General features: G+C 70.5%; 15 protein-coding genes and 1 pseudogene. 6 read left to right on the forward strand and 10 right to left on the reverse strand.

What is annotated here, in order from left to right; genetic code table 11:
* The first annotated feature begins 24 nt into the window (after window positions 1-24).
* The gene (locus E0F75_RS24455; protein ID WP_187624712.1) at window positions 25-1,365 is read left to right on the forward strand and encodes a helix-turn-helix transcriptional regulator; all 1,341 of its coding nucleotides are present in this window, start codon (window positions 25-27) and stop codon (window positions 1,363-1,365) included.
* 360 nt (window positions 1,366-1,725) lie between these two features.
* On the opposite strand, the gene E0F75_RS24460 is transcribed toward E0F75_RS24455, so the two are convergent.
* From E0F75_RS24460 to E0F75_RS24470, 3 genes are all read right to left on the reverse strand, one after another.
* The gene (locus E0F75_RS24460) at window positions 1,726-2,226 is read right to left on the reverse strand and encodes a hypothetical protein (RefSeq protein WP_187624713.1); all 501 of its coding nucleotides are present in this window, start codon (window positions 2,224-2,226) and stop codon (window positions 1,726-1,728) included.
* Window positions 2,227-2,255: 29 nt separating this feature from the next.
* Window positions 2,256-3,482: a hypothetical protein gene (locus E0F75_RS24465; protein WP_187624714.1), complete on the reverse strand. Its 1,227-nt coding sequence runs from the start codon at window positions 3,480-3,482 to the stop codon at window positions 2,256-2,258.
* Window positions 3,483-3,629: 147 nt separating this feature from the next.
* A complete protein-coding gene (locus tag E0F75_RS24470; RefSeq protein ID WP_187624715.1) occupies window positions 3,630-4,130 on the reverse strand; it encodes a hypothetical protein in 501 nt (166 codons plus the stop codon).
* A 160-nt stretch (window positions 4,131-4,290) separates the two neighbouring features.
* Between E0F75_RS24470 and E0F75_RS24475 the strand changes: the two genes are divergently transcribed.
* Window positions 4,291-5,280 (forward strand): LysR family transcriptional regulator, encoded by a 990-nt coding sequence (locus E0F75_RS24475; RefSeq protein ID WP_187624716.1) that lies wholly within the window; start codon window positions 4,291-4,293, stop codon window positions 5,278-5,280.
* Between the two features lie 7 nt (window positions 5,281-5,287).
* On the opposite strand, the gene E0F75_RS24480 is transcribed toward E0F75_RS24475, so the two are convergent.
* A complete protein-coding gene (locus tag E0F75_RS24480; RefSeq protein WP_187624717.1) occupies window positions 5,288-5,521 on the reverse strand; it encodes a hypothetical protein in 234 nt (77 codons plus the stop codon).
* 327 nt (window positions 5,522-5,848) lie between these two features.
* On the opposite strand from E0F75_RS24480, the gene E0F75_RS24485 reads away from it, so the two are divergent.
* The gene (locus E0F75_RS24485; RefSeq protein ID WP_187624718.1) at window positions 5,849-6,289 is read left to right on the forward strand and encodes a hypothetical protein; all 441 of its coding nucleotides are present in this window, start codon (window positions 5,849-5,851) and stop codon (window positions 6,287-6,289) included.
* A 349-nt stretch (window positions 6,290-6,638) separates the two neighbouring features.
* Here the strand turns inward: E0F75_RS24485 and E0F75_RS24490 are convergent, their stop codons facing one another.
* The 3 genes and pseudogenes from E0F75_RS24490 to E0F75_RS24500 all read right to left on the reverse strand — a co-directional run bounded on the left by E0F75_RS24490 (window position 6,639) and on the right by E0F75_RS24500 (window position 8,237).
* On the reverse strand, window positions 6,639-7,196 hold the full coding sequence (locus E0F75_RS24490; protein WP_206706134.1) for a 2'-5' RNA ligase family protein: 558 nt from the start codon (window positions 7,194-7,196) through the stop codon (window positions 6,639-6,641).
* A gap of 333 nt (window positions 7,197-7,529) precedes the next feature.
* A pseudogene (locus tag E0F75_RS40450) lies at window positions 7,530-7,733 on the reverse strand (hypothetical protein); the annotation flags it as partial.
* A 42-nt stretch (window positions 7,734-7,775) separates the two neighbouring features.
* On the reverse strand, window positions 7,776-8,237 hold the full coding sequence (locus tag E0F75_RS24500; RefSeq protein ID WP_187624719.1) for an Rrf2 family transcriptional regulator: 462 nt from the start codon (window positions 8,235-8,237) through the stop codon (window positions 7,776-7,778).
* Window positions 8,238-8,469: 232 nt separating this feature from the next.
* On the opposite strand from E0F75_RS24500, the gene E0F75_RS24505 reads away from it, so the two are divergent.
* Window positions 8,470-11,145 (forward strand): FAD/NAD(P)-binding protein, encoded by a 2,676-nt coding sequence (locus tag E0F75_RS24505; protein WP_229312817.1) that lies wholly within the window; start codon window positions 8,470-8,472, stop codon window positions 11,143-11,145.
* A gap of 146 nt (window positions 11,146-11,291) precedes the next feature.
* On the forward strand, window positions 11,292-11,483 hold the full coding sequence (locus tag E0F75_RS24510; RefSeq protein WP_187624721.1) for a hypothetical protein: 192 nt from the start codon (window positions 11,292-11,294) through the stop codon (window positions 11,481-11,483).
* 133 nt (window positions 11,484-11,616) lie between these two features.
* Here the strand turns inward: E0F75_RS24510 and E0F75_RS24515 are convergent, their stop codons facing one another.
* Entirely contained in the window at window positions 11,617-12,513 is an 897-nt protein-coding gene (locus tag E0F75_RS24515) for a hypothetical protein (RefSeq protein WP_187624722.1), read from the reverse strand.
* 247 nt (window positions 12,514-12,760) lie between these two features.
* Here E0F75_RS24515 and E0F75_RS24520 point away from each other — a divergent pair, with 247 nt between their 5' ends.
* Window positions 12,761-13,522: a transposase gene (locus E0F75_RS24520; RefSeq protein ID WP_187624723.1), complete on the forward strand. Its 762-nt coding sequence runs from the start codon at window positions 12,761-12,763 to the stop codon at window positions 13,520-13,522.
* A 333-nt stretch (window positions 13,523-13,855) separates the two neighbouring features.
* Here E0F75_RS24520 and E0F75_RS24525 read toward each other — a convergent pair whose 3' ends face one another.
* Window positions 13,856-15,430, reverse strand: a complete 1,575-nt coding sequence (locus E0F75_RS24525; protein WP_229312818.1) for a CATRA conflict system CASPASE/TPR repeat-associated protein — start codon at window positions 15,428-15,430, stop codon at window positions 13,856-13,858.
* On the reverse strand, window positions 15,417-15,752 hold the full coding sequence (locus E0F75_RS24530) for a CATRA system-associated protein (protein ID WP_187624725.1): 336 nt from the start codon (window positions 15,750-15,752) through the stop codon (window positions 15,417-15,419). Before E0F75_RS24530 ends, E0F75_RS24525 begins: the two co-directional genes overlap by 14 nt.
* Window positions 15,753-15,868 lie beyond the last annotated feature (116 nt).

Genomic DNA, 15,868 nt, shown 5'->3' on the forward strand with positions numbered 1-15,868 from the left:
CAGTTCACGAACCAGGGGGTCCTGATGGACGATCCGGCCGCGATCGGTCGCCGAGTGCAGCGACTGCGAGCTCAACGCGGGCTGACGCAGCGGCAGTTGGCCGAGCCTTCGTATACCCCCGCGTACGTGTCGACGCTGGAGTCGGGCCGGGTCAGACCCTCGGAGACCGCCCTGCGCTTCCTCGCGGAGCGGCTCGGCACGTCGTACGAGGAGCTGGCCACCGGCAGGCCTGCGCACCTCGCCACGGAACTGCGGCTCGCCCTCGTCGAGGCGCGCCGACAGCTGGCCACCGGGACGGCGGAGGAGGCCGCCGTGCGCTATCGGTGCCTCCTCACCGACGCGGAGCACCTGGGCCTCGTGCCCGAGCAGGCCGAGGCGCTGCTCGGACTCGGCGACTGTGCCCTGGAGACCGGTCAACTGGTCGACGCGGGCCACCACTTCCAGGCCGCCGAGCGACTCCTCGCCGATGATCCGCTGCCGCGCCGCGTACACGCGATCCGCGGCCGTGCCGTCGCACACCTCCTGGCCGGCGAGCTGCGTTACGCCTGCTACCTCCTCGAATCCACCATCGACGAGCTCGGCGCGAGCGGACTGGCCGACCCCGAAGCGCTGGTCGTCCTGTACGCCGCCGTGATCGGCCCCTACATGGACATGGGCGCCCATGCCCGCGCCGCGCACGCCGCCGGGCTCGCCCTGGCGCTTGCTCCGCAGGTCGACGACCCGGCCCTGCTGGCCGGCATGCACCGGCAGGTGGCCCGCACCCTCCTCGCCGAGGGGCGCACGGCCGACGCGGACGCCTCGCTGGCCAAGGCGCAGGCGATCTACCAACAGCTGAGCCTGCGCACCGACCTCGCGCACTGCCACTGGATGCGCGGCTACGTCCTGGCTCAGAGCGGAGAACTCGCCGCAGCTGAGACGGAGTTGCGCGCCGCCCGGGACATGCTGAACGTCAGGCGTGCGGCGCTGTTCACCGCGCAGGTGGAGGTGGAGCTGGCCGATGTCCTCCGGCGGCTCGGACGGCACGACGAGGCGTCGGAGCTGCTCTCGGCGTTTCTCGAACTGGGTGACCGGCACGGCGCGGTGCACGCTGGGGGTGCGCACCGGCTGCTCGGGCTGATCGCGGAGGAGCGGGGGGACACCGAGACCGCCGAGGAGCACTACGTCATGGCCCTGGGCCTGCTGGAGCGCAGCGGAGCGAGCGGCGACCTGGCCGACCTGTGCCGTCTGCTGGGCGACCTTCTGCGCCGCGGCGGCCGTACCGAGGCAGCCCTGGACGCCTACCGCACGGGGCTGGGCCACCGGTCGGCCCCCGGCACGACGACGCTGGGGCCGGCTCCGACGGCACCGGTGTTCCCGCCGCGCTGAACGAGCAGCCGACCGTGCTTCGATGAGTTCTTGATTTCGTCGCGGATCGGCCGGGCGGCCTCGACTCCCTGGCCGGCGGATCTTCGAGCTGCCTGTCGAGGTCGAGGCCGTCCGCGTGCCGTTGTCAGCGTCGGTCCGCCGGGCGAAGCAGGACCGGAAGAAGGCGGGATCGGCCCGCCCCTTCCGTTCGAACTCCTCCATTCACGCCGTGCGCGCGCCGGAGCCGGATCGCCCCGCCGCCGGCCTGAGCCGGTCCGTCCCGGGTGGTCACGCAGGCCGCCCGGTGACCGAGGCCGCCGAAGGCGACCACGGTCACCGGGCGGAGCCGTCCGGTTCCCGGACGGTGTCGACGCACGCCGCTCAGCAGTTCCGGATGGACCACACGGGCGTCCAGTCGTACGTGAAGGGCGTGGGCTCCGGCAGGACGACGTCCAGCACCTGGCCGTTCTGACCGTAGAAGAACGCGGCGGCGCCGACCTGGTTGTTCACCACCTGGCCCACGCCGTTCCAGTGGGACAGGGCGTACTGGTGGCACCGGTAGAGGAAGAAGACCTTGTACTTGCCCACCACCGGGTCCCAGACCCCGGTGCAGAGATTCCCCGACGCGCACGTGACGGGGCTGCCCGACGTCGTGTGCACGTAGTCCGCCCAGGGCGAGACCGTCGGCGATACGGCCGCCACGGCACGCGAGGTCATGCCCCCGGCGCCCCGGGGCGCCGGGGGCATGACCATGGTGTGGCCGCCGCCCTCGTGAGGCCCGTCCGAGGCCGCCGCCTGGGCCGGGCCCGCCGCGAAGGCGGACACCAGCACCCACAGGAAGGCACCGACCACACCGAGGGTGGAACGCCAAGAACGCGACATCGTCACTCCTTCTCCGGGAATCCCCGGGTTCACTTCTGACTCGTGCACAGCGGTACGTCCGGCAACTGGTTGTCCGGATGGCTGATGTAGATGTTGGTGATGTAGCCCCCGTACTGCGGCAGATACGCCCACCAGTCGTTGGTGTACGGCGGGACGGAGACGAGCTGCCCCTTCTTCTGGCAGCCCACCAGCACCTCCACGCCGGCCGGGAGTCGGGTCAGCAGGTTGTCCCCGACGACCGGTTCCGTCCGGACGGCGACGTCCTGACCCCACGTCCCGTACCACTTCCCCTTCGGCGCCGTTCCGCCGGGAACGTTCAGGGAACGGGTCAGCCGGCCGAGGTCGGTGTACGCCTTTCCGTACGACGTGCCGTCCGGGTGCAGTGTGAGGACGGCCACGATCGAACGGTCACCGGCCCCGACGGTGCCGGACGTGTGCAGCGCCGGTCGGCTCAGGTCGACGCTCGCGTCACCTGCGCCGACGGACGACGGGGCCGAGGCGTCGATGCCACCAGCCGCAGTGGTGCTTACGGAACCGCAGTTCCCCTTCGCGTACCTCCCTGACCAGCCCTGCTTCACGGCCCACGGGCGGTCGAACGCGGCAGCGATGCCGAAATGCTGGTCGAAGGAGTCCGATGCGCACCGGGTCGACTGGCGCAGACGCTCCATGATGAAGTCACGAACCGGCGCGGGAGCGGACTCCAGGATGTGTCGGTAGGTCTTCACGGTGTCGCGGGCCGACATGGCCGTGTAGCCCCAGTACCCCTCGTAGGCTGCCGGTGGGGGAGCGGTGTCGGCGAGCCCGAGCCGCGTGACCATGCGCTCGACGATCGCCGGCCCGCCGTAGGCCGACCAGTAGTGGTTGGCGGCGGCGTCCTGACTGCTGCGGAGCATGACGTCCAGCCGCGTGCGGTCGGCGGCCGGGATGGTGTCGGGGCTGCGGTTCCACAGGAAGTCGAGGGCGATTAGGAGCTTGACGACCGACGCGGACCGGAACGTGGCGGCCGGGGCGAGCTGTTCGGTGAACGTCCCGGTCTGCCGGTCGAACACGGCCACGCCTGCCGTGACCCCCGCGGGCACCTGAGGGCTCGCGGGCGTGACCGACACGGAGCCACCCGTCGGTTCCGTCGCGGCCGCGACGGAGTGCGGGAGCGCCGCGCCGGTGAACGAGAGGGAGAGGAAGGCCGCGGTCGCGGCAAGCAGGCGCCGAGGCGTACGGCGAGCGGTGATGTTGGAGTGCCTGGCGATGCGGAGCATGGCGTGAGGGGTCCTCGCTTGGTGTGAGAGCGGGCTGCCCGGGGCTCGGAAAGGGTTGGCGGACGAGGGCGGCGGGACCGAGGCGCGGAGCTTGGCGGGACGCGAGGGGCTCCACCGGAGCGGGCCGGGCGGACGACTCCCGGCGGCCTACGGGATGTTGCACTCCGTCATGCCGGGCCAGGGATCGGTCGACGTCCACACGTCGACGGCGGGGATGAAGCCCCACCCGTGATTGCCGTCGCGACCGGGAGCGATGCGGTCACCCATGGTGTAGTACCAGATGTTGTTGCCGCCGCTGTGCGCGGCGCCGCTGGCCCAGCACACGAACCAGCTCGTCGACGTGTCGATCCAGCCGATCACCGGGCACGCGGCGATGAAGCTGCCGCAGCCGTACAGCGGGGCGCCGGCACGATTGCCGCACACCCAGTCACGCGTCCAGGTACGCCTCGTGTACGCGTCGTAGTGGCTGACGTTGCGGGCGGTGCACGACGCCTGGGCCGCGAGGGGCGCGGCCTCGGCCGTAGGCGGCGCGCTCCGCACCGCGCGGGTGGTCGTGCCGGCCTGCGGCGACGCCGCCTGCACGGCGCCGGCGCTGAACAGCACGGCCAGGAGGGCGGCGAGCATCGCCACCGCTCGTCTCACAGACATGTTTCGGCCCCCGTTGTCGAGAAAGCAATGGTCGGACGGCCCTGCGGAACCGAGGAGTTGTCACGGGGCGTCGCTTGAGAGCCGAGCCTTCCACTCGCACTCTGTTCATGTCATCGCTTGTGACCATGCGACATGAAAGACGATCGATAAGGGATTCATCATGGTTACTGGCGAAACGGCCGCTGGAGGCGCCGCGCCGACGGGCCCCGACCCGCGGACGCCGAGCGCCCATCAACTCCGGCTGTTCGTCGCCCTCGCGGAGGAACTCCACTTCTCGCGCGCCGCCGCCCGGCTGTTCATCACGCAGTCGGCGCTGAGCCAGCAGATCAGAGACCTGGAAAGACGCCTCGGGGTGCGGCTGTTCGACCGTTCGAGCCGGGCCGTGACGCTTACCCCGCAGGGCCGGGTGCTGTTGGCGGACGCGCGCAGCGTGGTGGCGGCCATGGACCGGCTGAGCCGCAGCGCTTCGACGCAGGCGCGCAGGATCTCCGGACGGCTCGTCGTCGGCACCATCGGCGCGGAAGCGGCGATGCCCTATACGCACGCCGTGCTGCGTCTGCTCCACGAACGGCACCCGTTGGTGCAGGTCGACGTGCGCAGCCTCCACTTCGCCGACCACTTCGACGCACTGTTCCGCCATGACATCGATGTTGCCTTCCTCCGCCCACCGGTCCCGCCCGGCGTCGAGGTGCAACACCTGGCCACGGAAACGCGGTTGGCCTGTCTCTCTGCGAGCGACCCGCTCGTGGACCGCGACCGGATCAGCCTCGCCGAGCTGGCCCGCCACCCGGTGATCGACGTCCCGCCGCAGGTGCCACGGCTCTGGTGGGACTTCTGGGCCGCCGACCCGCGACCCGACGGCACCCCGGTCCGCTACGGACCCGTCGCCTCGGACCTGGAGGGCCTTCTGCACCTCGTGGCCCAGGGCAAGGGCATGTGTTTCCTGCCGGCCGCCGCGCGCGACCTCTTCCCGCGCCCCGGCATCCGCTACGTCGAGGTCACGGACCTGCCCCCGTCAACGGCGGGCCTCGCCTGGCTGAGGGAGAACCGCACGGAACCGCTCATCGAGGCCGTGGTGGCAGCTGCCGGACACGTGGCCTCGGCGCGGGACCGGGGGGCCGTCCGGGGCAGGAGCCAGGCCGAGGACTGACCCCACGTCACAGGTCGCTCCGGGCGCGGGGTCCCGGCCGCTGCCCCCAGCGTCCGGCGGTGGGCGGGAGGAACCTCGGGTGGCCCACGGCAGGAGGGGCCGGAGCGCGGCTGGACCGCGCCCCGGCTGTCTCGGGGAGGGCGGCGGTGAGGTGCTCGACCTGGCTGCGTAGTTCGCCGGCCCGGGCCGTGGTCTCGTCGTGCCGAGCCTGCAGGTCTGCCAGGAGCTCGAAGACGTTCACGCAGCCAGCCCACGGGTGCCGCGCCAGGTGGGGGCGGGTGTGGTGGGGCGGCGAGTCATGTTCGCGATGGCAGCCCAGTAGGCGCGTGAGGCGGAGGTGTCCGGGCGGTGGTCGTGCTGGCGGGCCAGGCGGCGATGCAACATCGATGTGCCGTTGACCTGCTCGACCACCCACCGCTTGGGCTGCGGGACGAACCCTTTGCCCTGGTCTTCGATGTCCGCCGGACGACCTCGACGTCGGTGTCCATCAGCGCCCCGTGGATGAGGACCTCGTCCTGGGCCGGGGCCCTGGTGCGCGGGTGGCGGCCGGGCAGGCTAGTTTGCTTGGATGAGTCTTCTTGATGATGTGGCCGAGCGCGACGGCTGGCGGTGCTGGGTGTGCGACGAACCGGTCGACCCCGACGAGTCGGTGAACGACCCGCGGGGGCCCAGTGTCGACAGCCGGACCGCCGACCGGAAGGCCAAGGTCGCCGAGCGGCTCGCGCACCGCGGGTGCAATAGCCGCAAGGGCGCGGTCAAGGTCGTCATCGCCTGGCCGGAGCGCCTGTACGTAGTCGAACCCGCGCCGCTGATCGCCGTTGCCGACAGGCTGGAGCGCAAGGGCGGCCGTGAGATGGTGGGCCGTTGTCCGACCAGGAAGGACGCCCAAGAGGCGGCGGATTGGCTGGTGGACAGGTTCTCCCGACTTCTACCGGGGCTGCCGGTGACCGCCGACATCGAGGCGGGCGGCGGCCAGTTCCTCGTCATCCTGGCCACCGGCCGCCGCTGATCGGGGATCACCCTCAGCCAAAGACGGCCGATGCCGGGGCGCAGTAGCCGGACAAGGCGAACGGGCCTGCGATGCCCCGCTCACAGCAGTAGCGCAGCAGTGCGGGCCGCCGCCCTCGCCGGGTGGCGGCCCGCTCTGCTGTTCACTCCTCGGAGGGAGAGGGGCCAGACGGCCGGCCCGCCGCCGTGCCACTCGATGAGCAGCGGGTCGTCCAGGCGGACGTTGTCCGGGGCCAGTCCTTCCCGCCGCAGGAACTCCAGGAGGTCGTGGGGCCCAGTGCGCGGCCGAGGATGGGGTGCCGGCCTCGGGCTGTGCTCGCGGCCAGCGGCGGGGGACTGGCGGGTGGTGTTCACGGCCCGTCCGGGACGCCGAGCGGCACCGCGAACCGAGGCTGCCGGCCTTCCTCTGTCAGCACCACCAGCTGGACCGCCGCCGCACGGGTGTCCAGCGGCAGCAGGCTGCCGATCGCAGCGCGGACATGGGCTGTAGCTGTCGGGTTGTCAGCACCCATGGCGACCGTGACATGGGCGGCGGGCCGCGCCCCGAAGCGGCCCCTGTACGGGTACGACCCCAGGCTACTGGGCGCGGAACGCGTCGACGATCGGTTGGAGTCCCGGAACGGTGCGGCGACGAAACCGGATGCCGTCACGACCTCCTCCAAGAGCAGATCAGCTGCCGGAAAACTCGCAGCCAGGGTACGCACGCCCTGCTCGCCCTGATCTGTCAGCGCCGATTCCGGCACGAACGGGTAGAGGAGCGAGACGTGCGCCGGCACCCCACTACGCACCAGAGCCGGGTCGGTACGCCACGCCGCCTCGAGGAGCGGGGCGGCATCGGGCAGGACAATGATGACGGCAGTGGCCGGGATGGCGGTGGGAGGAACTGGGAGGAAGGGAGCAAGTCGCATCTCGCTTCGAGCGAGTCGAGCCGAAGGCGCCTGCCGGGCAAAAGCCCAGGTCAGACGCCTTGCTTTGTGCCTCTAGAAGAACCCGAGCTTCTTCGGCGAGTAGCTGACCAGCAGGTTCTTCGTGTGCTGGTGGTACAGCAGCTGCACCGCGCTGACCAGGGCAAACGGCGGTACGTACGACTCCCTGGAGGGTGCTGATCCCGAAATGGTCCGGATCTTGGTGAGCGCGGTGCCCTGGGGAGGCGGGAATCGGGTGTGATGGGAAGGCGAGGGAGGGATCGGGAGCTGGGTGGGTCAGGAGGCCGGGCAGGACGGAACCGAGTCCTGCCGGAGTGGCGTCAGGTCATCGGCTGCGGTCCGGGCCCTGCAGGGAGCCCCGGCGGCCGGGCCGTCGCGCAGCCCGCGCGGGCCGAGGGGACGGCCATGGTCGGCAACGCCCTCCGGCCAGGCGCTCTTGGCGTGCCCCAGGACGAACAGCCGGCGCGGTCGGCCGTCGGCGGATCCGGCGAGCTCAGGGGTCTCGGTGCAGGGCGGCACATCCTTGAGCGTAAGGGGTGGGTCGCCGAACGGCCTTGCACGCTAGGGGTACGTCCGCACGTCGTCGTTGTAGTCGCGGGCCCGATCCCGTACGAGCTCGGGCAGTGTGCCCGTCGCCAGATCGGCGAGGGTCGTGCTCTCCAGGACCTGGCGCAGACTCGTCCGCACAGCACGCCACACATCCGGCATGGGAGCCGCCGCACCCTGGTACTCAAGACCCGTCAGCTTCAGGTCCCGCACACTGACGAGCGGTCCGTCCATCGCGCGGATGACGTCGGCGAGGGTGATCTCCACGGGCGGCCGGGTGAGGGAGTAACCACCGTCGGGCCCACGCACGCTGAGCACCAGACGCGCCTGCCGCAAGTCGCTCAGCACGACGAAGAGGAAGCGGACGGGGATGTCCTGGCGTCCGGCGATGTCCTCGGCCTTGAGAGGCCGGTCCGGGGAGCAGGCCAACTCGGCCATGGCCCGGATGGCGTAGTCCGTTCGTGCTGAGATCCTCACGGACTCAATGTCTCACGAGGAGCGGGAACCTGACCTGCGGCGGTGCTCACAGGACGTCAACAGCGCTCCGGTGCGTCGTTGTTGTCCGGAAGCGGCGTTGCAACTCCACTTTGTTCATCGACATAGTGAACATTGGCTGTGCAGTACCCGCCCCTGGCCGGAGGTTTCCGTGGTGTCCGTGGTACCTGTCGTGTCCTCGCCGTCCGCCGAGTCCGCCCGTCCTCGACCAACCGTGGCAGTCGTCGGCGCGGGCGCGGCTGGTGCGCTCGTCGCCGTCCAGCTGTGCGAGGGGGCGGCCCGACGCCGAATCCCGCTCGATCTGATCCTCGTCGACCCCGCGCCAGAGGCGGGCCGGGGCACCGCGTACGCCACCGAGGTTCCCGAGCACCGGCTCAACGTGCCCGTCGGTGGCATGAGCTGCTACCCAGACGACCCGGGTCACTTCCTGCGCTGGCTCTGCCGCCACGGCGAATCCACCGCCACCGCGGCGGACTTCGCCTCCCGGTACCGCTACGGCTCATATCTCGCCGACACGCTCGGCCGGGCCATCATCACGGCGCACGGCACGGTCTCCGTACGGCGGCTGCGCACCAGGGCCACGGGGTGCGCCGACGCGGCCAGGGGGCGTCTGGAGCTTCAGCTCGCCGACGGCGGCACGCTGACGGCGGACAGCGTGGTCCTCGCCACCGGGCCCGCGGCGGGCCGGTCCGGCTGGGCCCCGGCCGAGCTGGTCGCCTCCGACCGGTTCGTCCCCCGCCCCTGGACGCGGGGCGCGCTCGACGCCGTCGGCGAGTCGGACGACGTCCTTCTCGTCGGCACCGGACTCACCGCCGTCGATCTCGCGCTCGTCCTCGACCGTCCCGGCCGCACGGTGCACGCCGTGTCCCGTGGCGGGCTGCTTCCCCAGCCGCACGCGGTCGGCCCGCTGCCCCCCGTACCGCCGCCGCCGGGCCTCGCCGCTCTCCCGTTCCACCGCCTCCGCAGGGAGTTGAAGCGGCACTTCGCCGCCACACGCCGCACCCACGGCGACTGGCGGCCAGCACTCGACGGGCTGCGGCCCGAGATCGTACGGCTCTGGCAGGGCCTCACCGACGACGAGCGGGCGGAGTTCCTCGGCCGTGACGCCACCCCGTGGAACGTGCACCGGCACCGCATGGCACCCTCCACCGCCGAGGCCATCGCCCGGGCGCGCACTGCCCGCAGGCTCCGCGTCCACGCCGGCCGGGTCGCCTCCGCGGTACCACACAAGGACGGCGGCCTGATCGTTTCCCTCGCCGACGGCCGTGAGTTGCGCGTGGCATGGGTGGTGGACTGTACGGGGCCGGGGCTGCGGGCCGACGGCGGCGGCGACCCGTTGTGGAGCGGGCTGCTGTCCGACGGCCTTGCCGCACCCGGACCGCTGGGCATCGGTGTGTCCACCGACGGCGGCAGGCTGCTCGACGCCCAAGGGCACCTGGAGCGGCCGCTTTTCACGCTGGGCGCACCTCGTCGAGGCGAGCTGTGGGAGACGACCGCGATCCCCGAGATTCGTCACCAGGCCAGGGAGATCGCCGAGACTGTACTCACCCCGCTCACCAGCGCCCCCCGGTCGGTACGCCGCCGGCCCACTGACCAGTTCGGGCTACCGCTGTCCACCCATGCAGCAGCCGCGGCGTCCTTCCGTTGCGGACTCGCCCGGGTGATCACCGTTCGGGCGAAGGCGGCCGAGTCGTTCGCGCGCGCCACCGAACTGGACCCCGGGTTCGCGCTCGGTCACGCGGCACTCGCCTTGCTCGGTCACGAGTGCGGAGCGGATGTCGATGTCGCCCGGGAGCTGGCGGACGCCCAGCGCAGTGTGCGGGAACGCGGCGACGAGCGGGAGCGGTCGTTCGTCGACGTCGTCACGCGCCGCATCAGGGAGCACGAAGCCCACGCAGGCGCCACGGGCGACGGTGACACGGCGCTCGTGGACCACATCGGCCGCTTCCCCGCCGACGCGTTCGCGCTCGGCATCGCCGTCCCCACCATCGCCTTCTCCGGCGTCGCGGATCTCGACGGCACACTGGCCCTCGGTTTGGTGGAGCTGACCGCGTCCGCCTACGAAGGGCACTGGTTCCACACCTCGCTCCACTCCTTCGTCCGGCAGGAGCAAGGAAGGATCGAGGAGGCCGGCGAGCTCGCCCAGGCAGCACTCGCCGCACAACCCGCCTCCGGCCATGCCGTGCACGCCCTCGCCCACGTCCACTACGAGTCCGGTGAGCACCGCACCGGCCGGGACTGGCTCGATGGCTGGATCGGCGGCCAGGGGCGGGGCGCCGTGCACCGGGCGCACTTCTCCTGGCACGTGGCGCTCCACGAACTGGCCCTCGACGACTCCGCAGCGGTACGCCGCCGTTGGTTTGCTCAGCTCGCTCCGGGTCAGGTGAACGGGGTGCGGGCCCTCGTCGACTCCGGCTCCCTGCTGTGGCGGGCCCGGATGTCCCGGAACTGGACCGGTCGCGTCCCCATCGACGGCGTGCTCGACGCGGTCGCCCGCGATCTGGTCGAACGTCCCTCGACCGCATTCACGGCCCTGCACAGCGCCGTCGTCCTCGCCGCCGCCGACGACCTCCCCGCACTCCGCCGCCTGCGCACACACGCGGCCGGCGCGGACCCGGTGCAGCGGGAGGTCGTCGTCCCGCTGTGCAGCGCGCTGGAAGCGGTACTGGAGGAGGAATGGGCCACCGCGGTGCGGGAACTACGCGAACTGCTGCCCTCGCTGCGCCGCGTGGGAGGCAGTGCGGCACAGCGCGAGGTCATCGAGGAGACATTGCTGTACGCGCTGGTGGAGGCAGGTCACGGCGACACCGCCCGCCACCTCCTCGAACAACGCCTCGATCGTCGCGCGTCCCCGCTCGACCGGCGCAGGCTGGCCGGACTGAGCCTCTGACGGACGGGAAGGGAAATGGGTCTCGCACTCCCCACATCGAGCGACGGCGGCCATCAAGGCAGTGAAGAGGAGGCCGCTGATGGCCCGGGGATGATGACCGAGCAGGGCGGTATGCGTCTGCCGCCCAGTCCGGGGACCTGGACTGGGTGACGAGTTCTACCAGCGACGACGCGACCACCTTCCTCATCGAGTGGCGCGGCGGCGACGCCGACCATCTCGCCACCCTCGATCGAGCCGACGGCAACCGCCGCTACTCACTGAGCGACTGGTCGGCGACGCCGTCTGCCGTCAGCGTGCCCAGCCAGCGCGGGAACGGCCCTGATACCGCTGTCACCTAAGGGCTGTCCCGCAAAGATCGTCTGGTGCGCCCGGCCATGACGCGGCGAATCACCCGAGGCCGCGAAAGTCGAACCACACGCTCAACGCCCGTGGCCAGCCTGCCTCAGGGAGCTTGACCACAGGAGCTCATACTCACAGCCCGGCCTGAGCGAGCAAGGACTCGGCCTGTTGCCGCGAGAGATTTGGCGGGGCCGGTGCGGCTGGGGGACACGTGTGGGTGCCGCGGCTGAACGACAGCATCCACTCAGCAAGGGGGCTGTCGGGCTCCAGGGTGGCCACAACCTGTTCACGCATCGCCTGCGGGGTGTCGGCCCGGGCCGCGATCGCATTCCTGACGAAGATGTCCTGGTCACCTGCCAGCACGTCGCGCAGACCGGGTGGCAGGTCCGGATGTGCGGCGACGGCCTCACGGACATCGGAATCCGGGTCGGCAGCCAGCTCAGGGGTCGGTACGGCATGGGCGACCGCAGCGGCGCGGGTCACCGGATCTGCCAGCAGTCCCGGCAGAAGGTCCGCGGGAGGGACGAATGCCCGAACACTGCCACTGCGAATGCCTGGGTCGGCATCGGTCAGCAACATCCTGCGGACGTCGTCCGGAGCATCACGCCAGCGCTGGATGACCGACGATCGCACACTGGCCTCCGAGTCCGCGGCCAGGAGGGCTAGCAACTCCGTCGGCAGGTGCTTGTTCATCGCAAGGAACGACCGCACGGAAGGGTCCGGGTCGGCCGCCAGACGGGCGAGCAGCCCCAGAGGCTCGTCCCTGACGCTCGCCGCGGCCGCACACCGAACAGCAGGCTCCGGATGCTCCGCAAAGCGGGCCCTGATCCGAGAGGGCACGGAGGAGTTCCCGGCGAGAGTCCGTACGGAGCCGAGCTCGATGATCTCTGCTATCAGTTCGTCAGTCAGGTCCCGACGCAGCAACGCCACCGCGCGCCGAGCCCCCGGGTGCTGGAGCAGGCGCCGCACCAGGTCAGCGGGCAGGTCATCTTGGGCTGCTAGAGCACTGAGTTCAGCATCCAGTTCCATGGAACGCAGGGTAATCCTCGGGCCTGGAAGAGGACGCCCCAAGCCAATCTACCGTCGCAGCCGGACACCGAACTTGTCATGGGCGGCTCAGGCACAGGTACTGAACGACGGCGAGTACTCATTCCGCAACCCGACCAACCGCTTCGCCCTGTCAGCCGATCGCCTGGCCCGGGTGGCAGCCGCGCTGACGCCCTGACCCACACGCCCATTCCCAACGGCAAGTGGTCATGTTTGGAACAATCCTGCCGTGACTGCTGTGATCACGACTCCGGCATGGATATCTCCGTTCACCGGGCTGAGCCCGCGCTCCTTCAGCAAGTTGGTGACGATGCTGCGGCGTGACGGGGCGGCCGCGGTTCGCAGGGGCCGACCGTGGAGCTTGCCACTGGAGGACCGAGTACTGCTGGGCACGGCGTATTGGCGGACCAACTTGACGATGCGCCAGCTCGCCCTGATGTTCGGCATCTCGAAGTCCGCGGCTGACCGCATCATCGCCCACCTCGGGCCCCTGCTCGCGCTCCAGCCCCGGAAGCGGTTTCGCAAGGACACCGTGCTCATCGTGGACGGCACGCTGGTGCCCACTCGCGACCACACGGTGGCCGAGCAGTCCAAGAATTACCGGTACTCCACCAACCACCAAGTCGTCATCGATGCCGACAGTCGCTTGGTCGTCGTGGTCGGCCGGCCGCTTCCCGGTAACCGCAACGACTGCAAGGCGTGGGAGGAGTCCGGGGCCAAGGCCGCCGTCGGCAAAACGACGACGATCGCCGACGGTGGTTACCCCGGGACCGGCCTGCTCATGCCTCACCGGCGCCGCAAGGGCGAGGAACTGCCCGACTGGAAACAGCTACACAACAAGTCCCACAAGCAGGTACGCGCCCGCGTTGAACACACCTTCGCCCGAATGAAGAGCTGGAAGATCCTTCGCGACTGCCGCCTCAAGGGCAACGGAGTACACCACGCCATGCTCGGGATCGCCCGCCTGCACAACCTCGCCCTCGCCGGATAGATAGCGGGACAAGCCTTAGAGGCGGTGCCATCATCGCCGTCCGGCGGAAGTCCACGGAAGACGAACAGGAGACCCCGGCTACCAGCTGACCGGTGGAACGGCACATCAGCGAAGGCTGGCGCCGAACAAGCCACCTGGTTCATGCCCACCCCAGCCCGAAGGCCCCGGGAACCGCATGGTTACCGGGAACTTCGGCATATCCGGCAGAGCGACCGGCAGCCTGAACACCGCGACATGGTCCACTGGGGCACTCTGACCGGCGCCCTCCGCTTCCCCGGCATCGGCGTGCTCCAGCTCTTCGAGTGGTCGTATTTACGGCCGAGAGCAGCAGCGTCATGTGCCTCCGCCGCGGTCGCCGCGCCTGGCGCTGGCGGCTGCCGTGGCCAGGGCGACAGCTGTCCCGGCCGCTCCACACAGCCACGTCCACCCCGGCCCCAACGTGCTCCCTCCAAGCGCGGACGCCACGACCCAGCCGACGGTTCCTCCGAGCGCCCCTGCCCCCAGTCGGAGCATGGCGAGTGGCCACCGCCGCTCAGGCACGACGACACGCAGCACTACAAGCGAGGCCAGCAGAGCCAGGGCTCCCAGGGCGGCCACGACTGCGGGTTTCACCGAACCTGGAAGCGGAACGGTGTACTGGAGGGACTGAACGGCTGCCAGGCTCATCAGGATGGCGCCGATGGCGCCCGTCAGCCCGAGATTGACCGTCTCCTGCCGTCGCTGGAGACTGCGTTGAATCAACTGGTCGGCAAGAACTCCAACTTGGGTGCACCGGCGCACCGCGGCCTCCAGATACGTGGCATCGTCGTCGAGGCGCTGGATGAACCACTCGGACAGAGCTCGATCGTCTGCGAACAGTCCGCCGAGATCCGGATCGCCGCTGAGGGTCGTGAAGTTGGCCGCGGCGATCTCCACGGTGCGGGACATCTCCCGGCTGCGGGTCGAGCGGTCGACCAGACCGCGTTCGCGGGTTTGGAGATCGACCAGAGCCCGGGACGCATCGAGCAACTCTGAGTGGTGGCTGGCCCCGCGCTGCGAGGCGTCCGTCTTCTCCAGCACGTCCCCGACGACCTTGTCCGTAGCGGCGCGCAGTCGGCCTATGGTCTCGGCCGAGTCCCACACCCGCAGTTGGTACCGGAGTTTGGCCGTGTGTAGAAGGTACTTTCCCAACGGCGGCAGCGCGCGTGTACGCGTGGTCCAGACCCAGGCGGTCAACTCGGGGTCGCGATCGTGCGCGGCGACGACGAGCAGTCGGCGCTCATCGCGAGCATCCTGGGACGCCGAGGTCTCCCACACGGCGAACCCCTGGGGAACGATGACGCCCCCGTACGGCCAGCCCGTCGATGCTTCGTCGTCAGCGTTCGGAGCGTGGCCGCTCACGTACGTGGTCAGCGGGTCCTCCGGCGCCACCGACGGCGCAGCTGAGAGCCTGCTCGGAGTAGGAAGGTCCGGCTCGGCCAATCGCGCCAGATACAGCCGGGCCGATCCGAGTACGCCTGCCTCGTGCCGCTGTGTGTTCTGTGCAGCCCGCAGGACCCCGGACCACTGCCCGTCCAGTTCCGCCCAGCCCAGACCGTCGGCGGCGTCGGGGGCCAGCATGACCGACAGGCAGAGGGCATCGTGCTCCCGCCGGAGCGCGGCCTGCCACACCCCCGGCCCCGGTCGATTCCTGGTCGCGAGCAGCCCCTGCGTGCCCCGGACATCCGGGCTCCTGGAGGCGCCCGGCAGGCACGCGTCCCAGCCGTCCCCCGGTTCCAGCCCCGTACCAGTGCCCTCCACGGGAACGTTCATCCCGAGCATCTCACCGCACGTGTTCCACAGATTCCTGACGAAGGCGAGAGCGTCGTGCCGGTCGTCCCCTGTGGTGACGACGAAGACATGCACCCCCAGCGCCTCAGCTTGGAGCATCCGGACCTGCTGCGTCGGAGCCAGATGGGGCGCGGGGGGTCGGGTTGTCGCCGTCCAGGGCATGGACCAACTCGTCGAGTCGTTCGCGATATTCCTCGGGCAGCGGCAGCATCGAGCAGTCCTCCAGCCCGGAGATGCGCTGAGGGCCCGCCAGCTCGACATCCCCCAGGGCCTGCTCGAAGGCAGCGAAGTCTCCCGCTGCGAGCGCGTCCCGCATGGCCTTCAGGCCCTGTCCGACCACGTCCCAGTTCTTGGCACGGAGCTGCCAGACTTCGACATCCGCCAACACCTCGGCCGCCATCTGCCGCAGCTCCTCCTCCATGTTCATAGAACCTAGCGGCGCAACGGAACCGGTGCGGGTCCATTCAGCAAACTGATCAAGAGCCCATGACAGTAAGGTTGATGACCGTCCATCACGTTCCGTGGGTCCGAGACGTT

Origin of the sequence: Streptomyces sp. CB02980 (genome assembly GCF_014451325.2) — a bacterium.
Taxonomy (GTDB): domain Bacteria; phylum Actinomycetota; class Actinomycetes; order Streptomycetales; family Streptomycetaceae; genus Streptomyces.

What these genes read in the sequence shown, in the direction of transcription:
- E0F75_RS24530 (WP_187624725.1), bottom strand. Translation starts at nt 15,752, where the DNA reads ATGGAGGAGGAGCTGCGGCAGATGGCGGCCGAGGTGTTGGCGGATGTC.
- E0F75_RS24490 (WP_206706134.1), bottom strand. Translation starts at nt 7,196, where the DNA reads ATGCGACTTGCTCCCTTCCTCCCAGTTCCTCCCACCGCCATCCCGGCC.
- E0F75_RS24470 (WP_187624715.1), bottom strand. Translation starts at nt 4,130, where the DNA reads ATGTCTGTGAGACGAGCGGTGGCGATGCTCGCCGCCCTCCTGGCCGTG.
- E0F75_RS24485 (WP_187624718.1), top strand. Translation starts at nt 5,849, where the DNA reads ATGAGTCTTCTTGATGATGTGGCCGAGCGCGACGGCTGGCGGTGCTGG.
- E0F75_RS24475 (WP_187624716.1), top strand. Translation starts at nt 4,291, where the DNA reads ATGGTTACTGGCGAAACGGCCGCTGGAGGCGCCGCGCCGACGGGCCCC.
- E0F75_RS24460 (WP_187624713.1), bottom strand. Translation starts at nt 2,226, where the DNA reads ATGTCGCGTTCTTGGCGTTCCACCCTCGGTGTGGTCGGTGCCTTCCTG.
- E0F75_RS24455 (WP_187624712.1), top strand. Translation starts at nt 25, where the DNA reads ATGGACGATCCGGCCGCGATCGGTCGCCGAGTGCAGCGACTGCGAGCT.
- E0F75_RS24465 (WP_187624714.1), bottom strand. Translation starts at nt 3,482, where the DNA reads ATGCTCCGCATCGCCAGGCACTCCAACATCACCGCTCGCCGTACGCCT.
- E0F75_RS24515 (WP_187624722.1), bottom strand. Translation starts at nt 12,513, where the DNA reads ATGGAACTGGATGCTGAACTCAGTGCTCTAGCAGCCCAAGATGACCTG.
- E0F75_RS24525 (WP_229312818.1), bottom strand. Translation starts at nt 15,430, where the DNA reads ATGCTCCAAGCTGAGGCGCTGGGGGTGCATGTCTTCGTCGTCACCACA.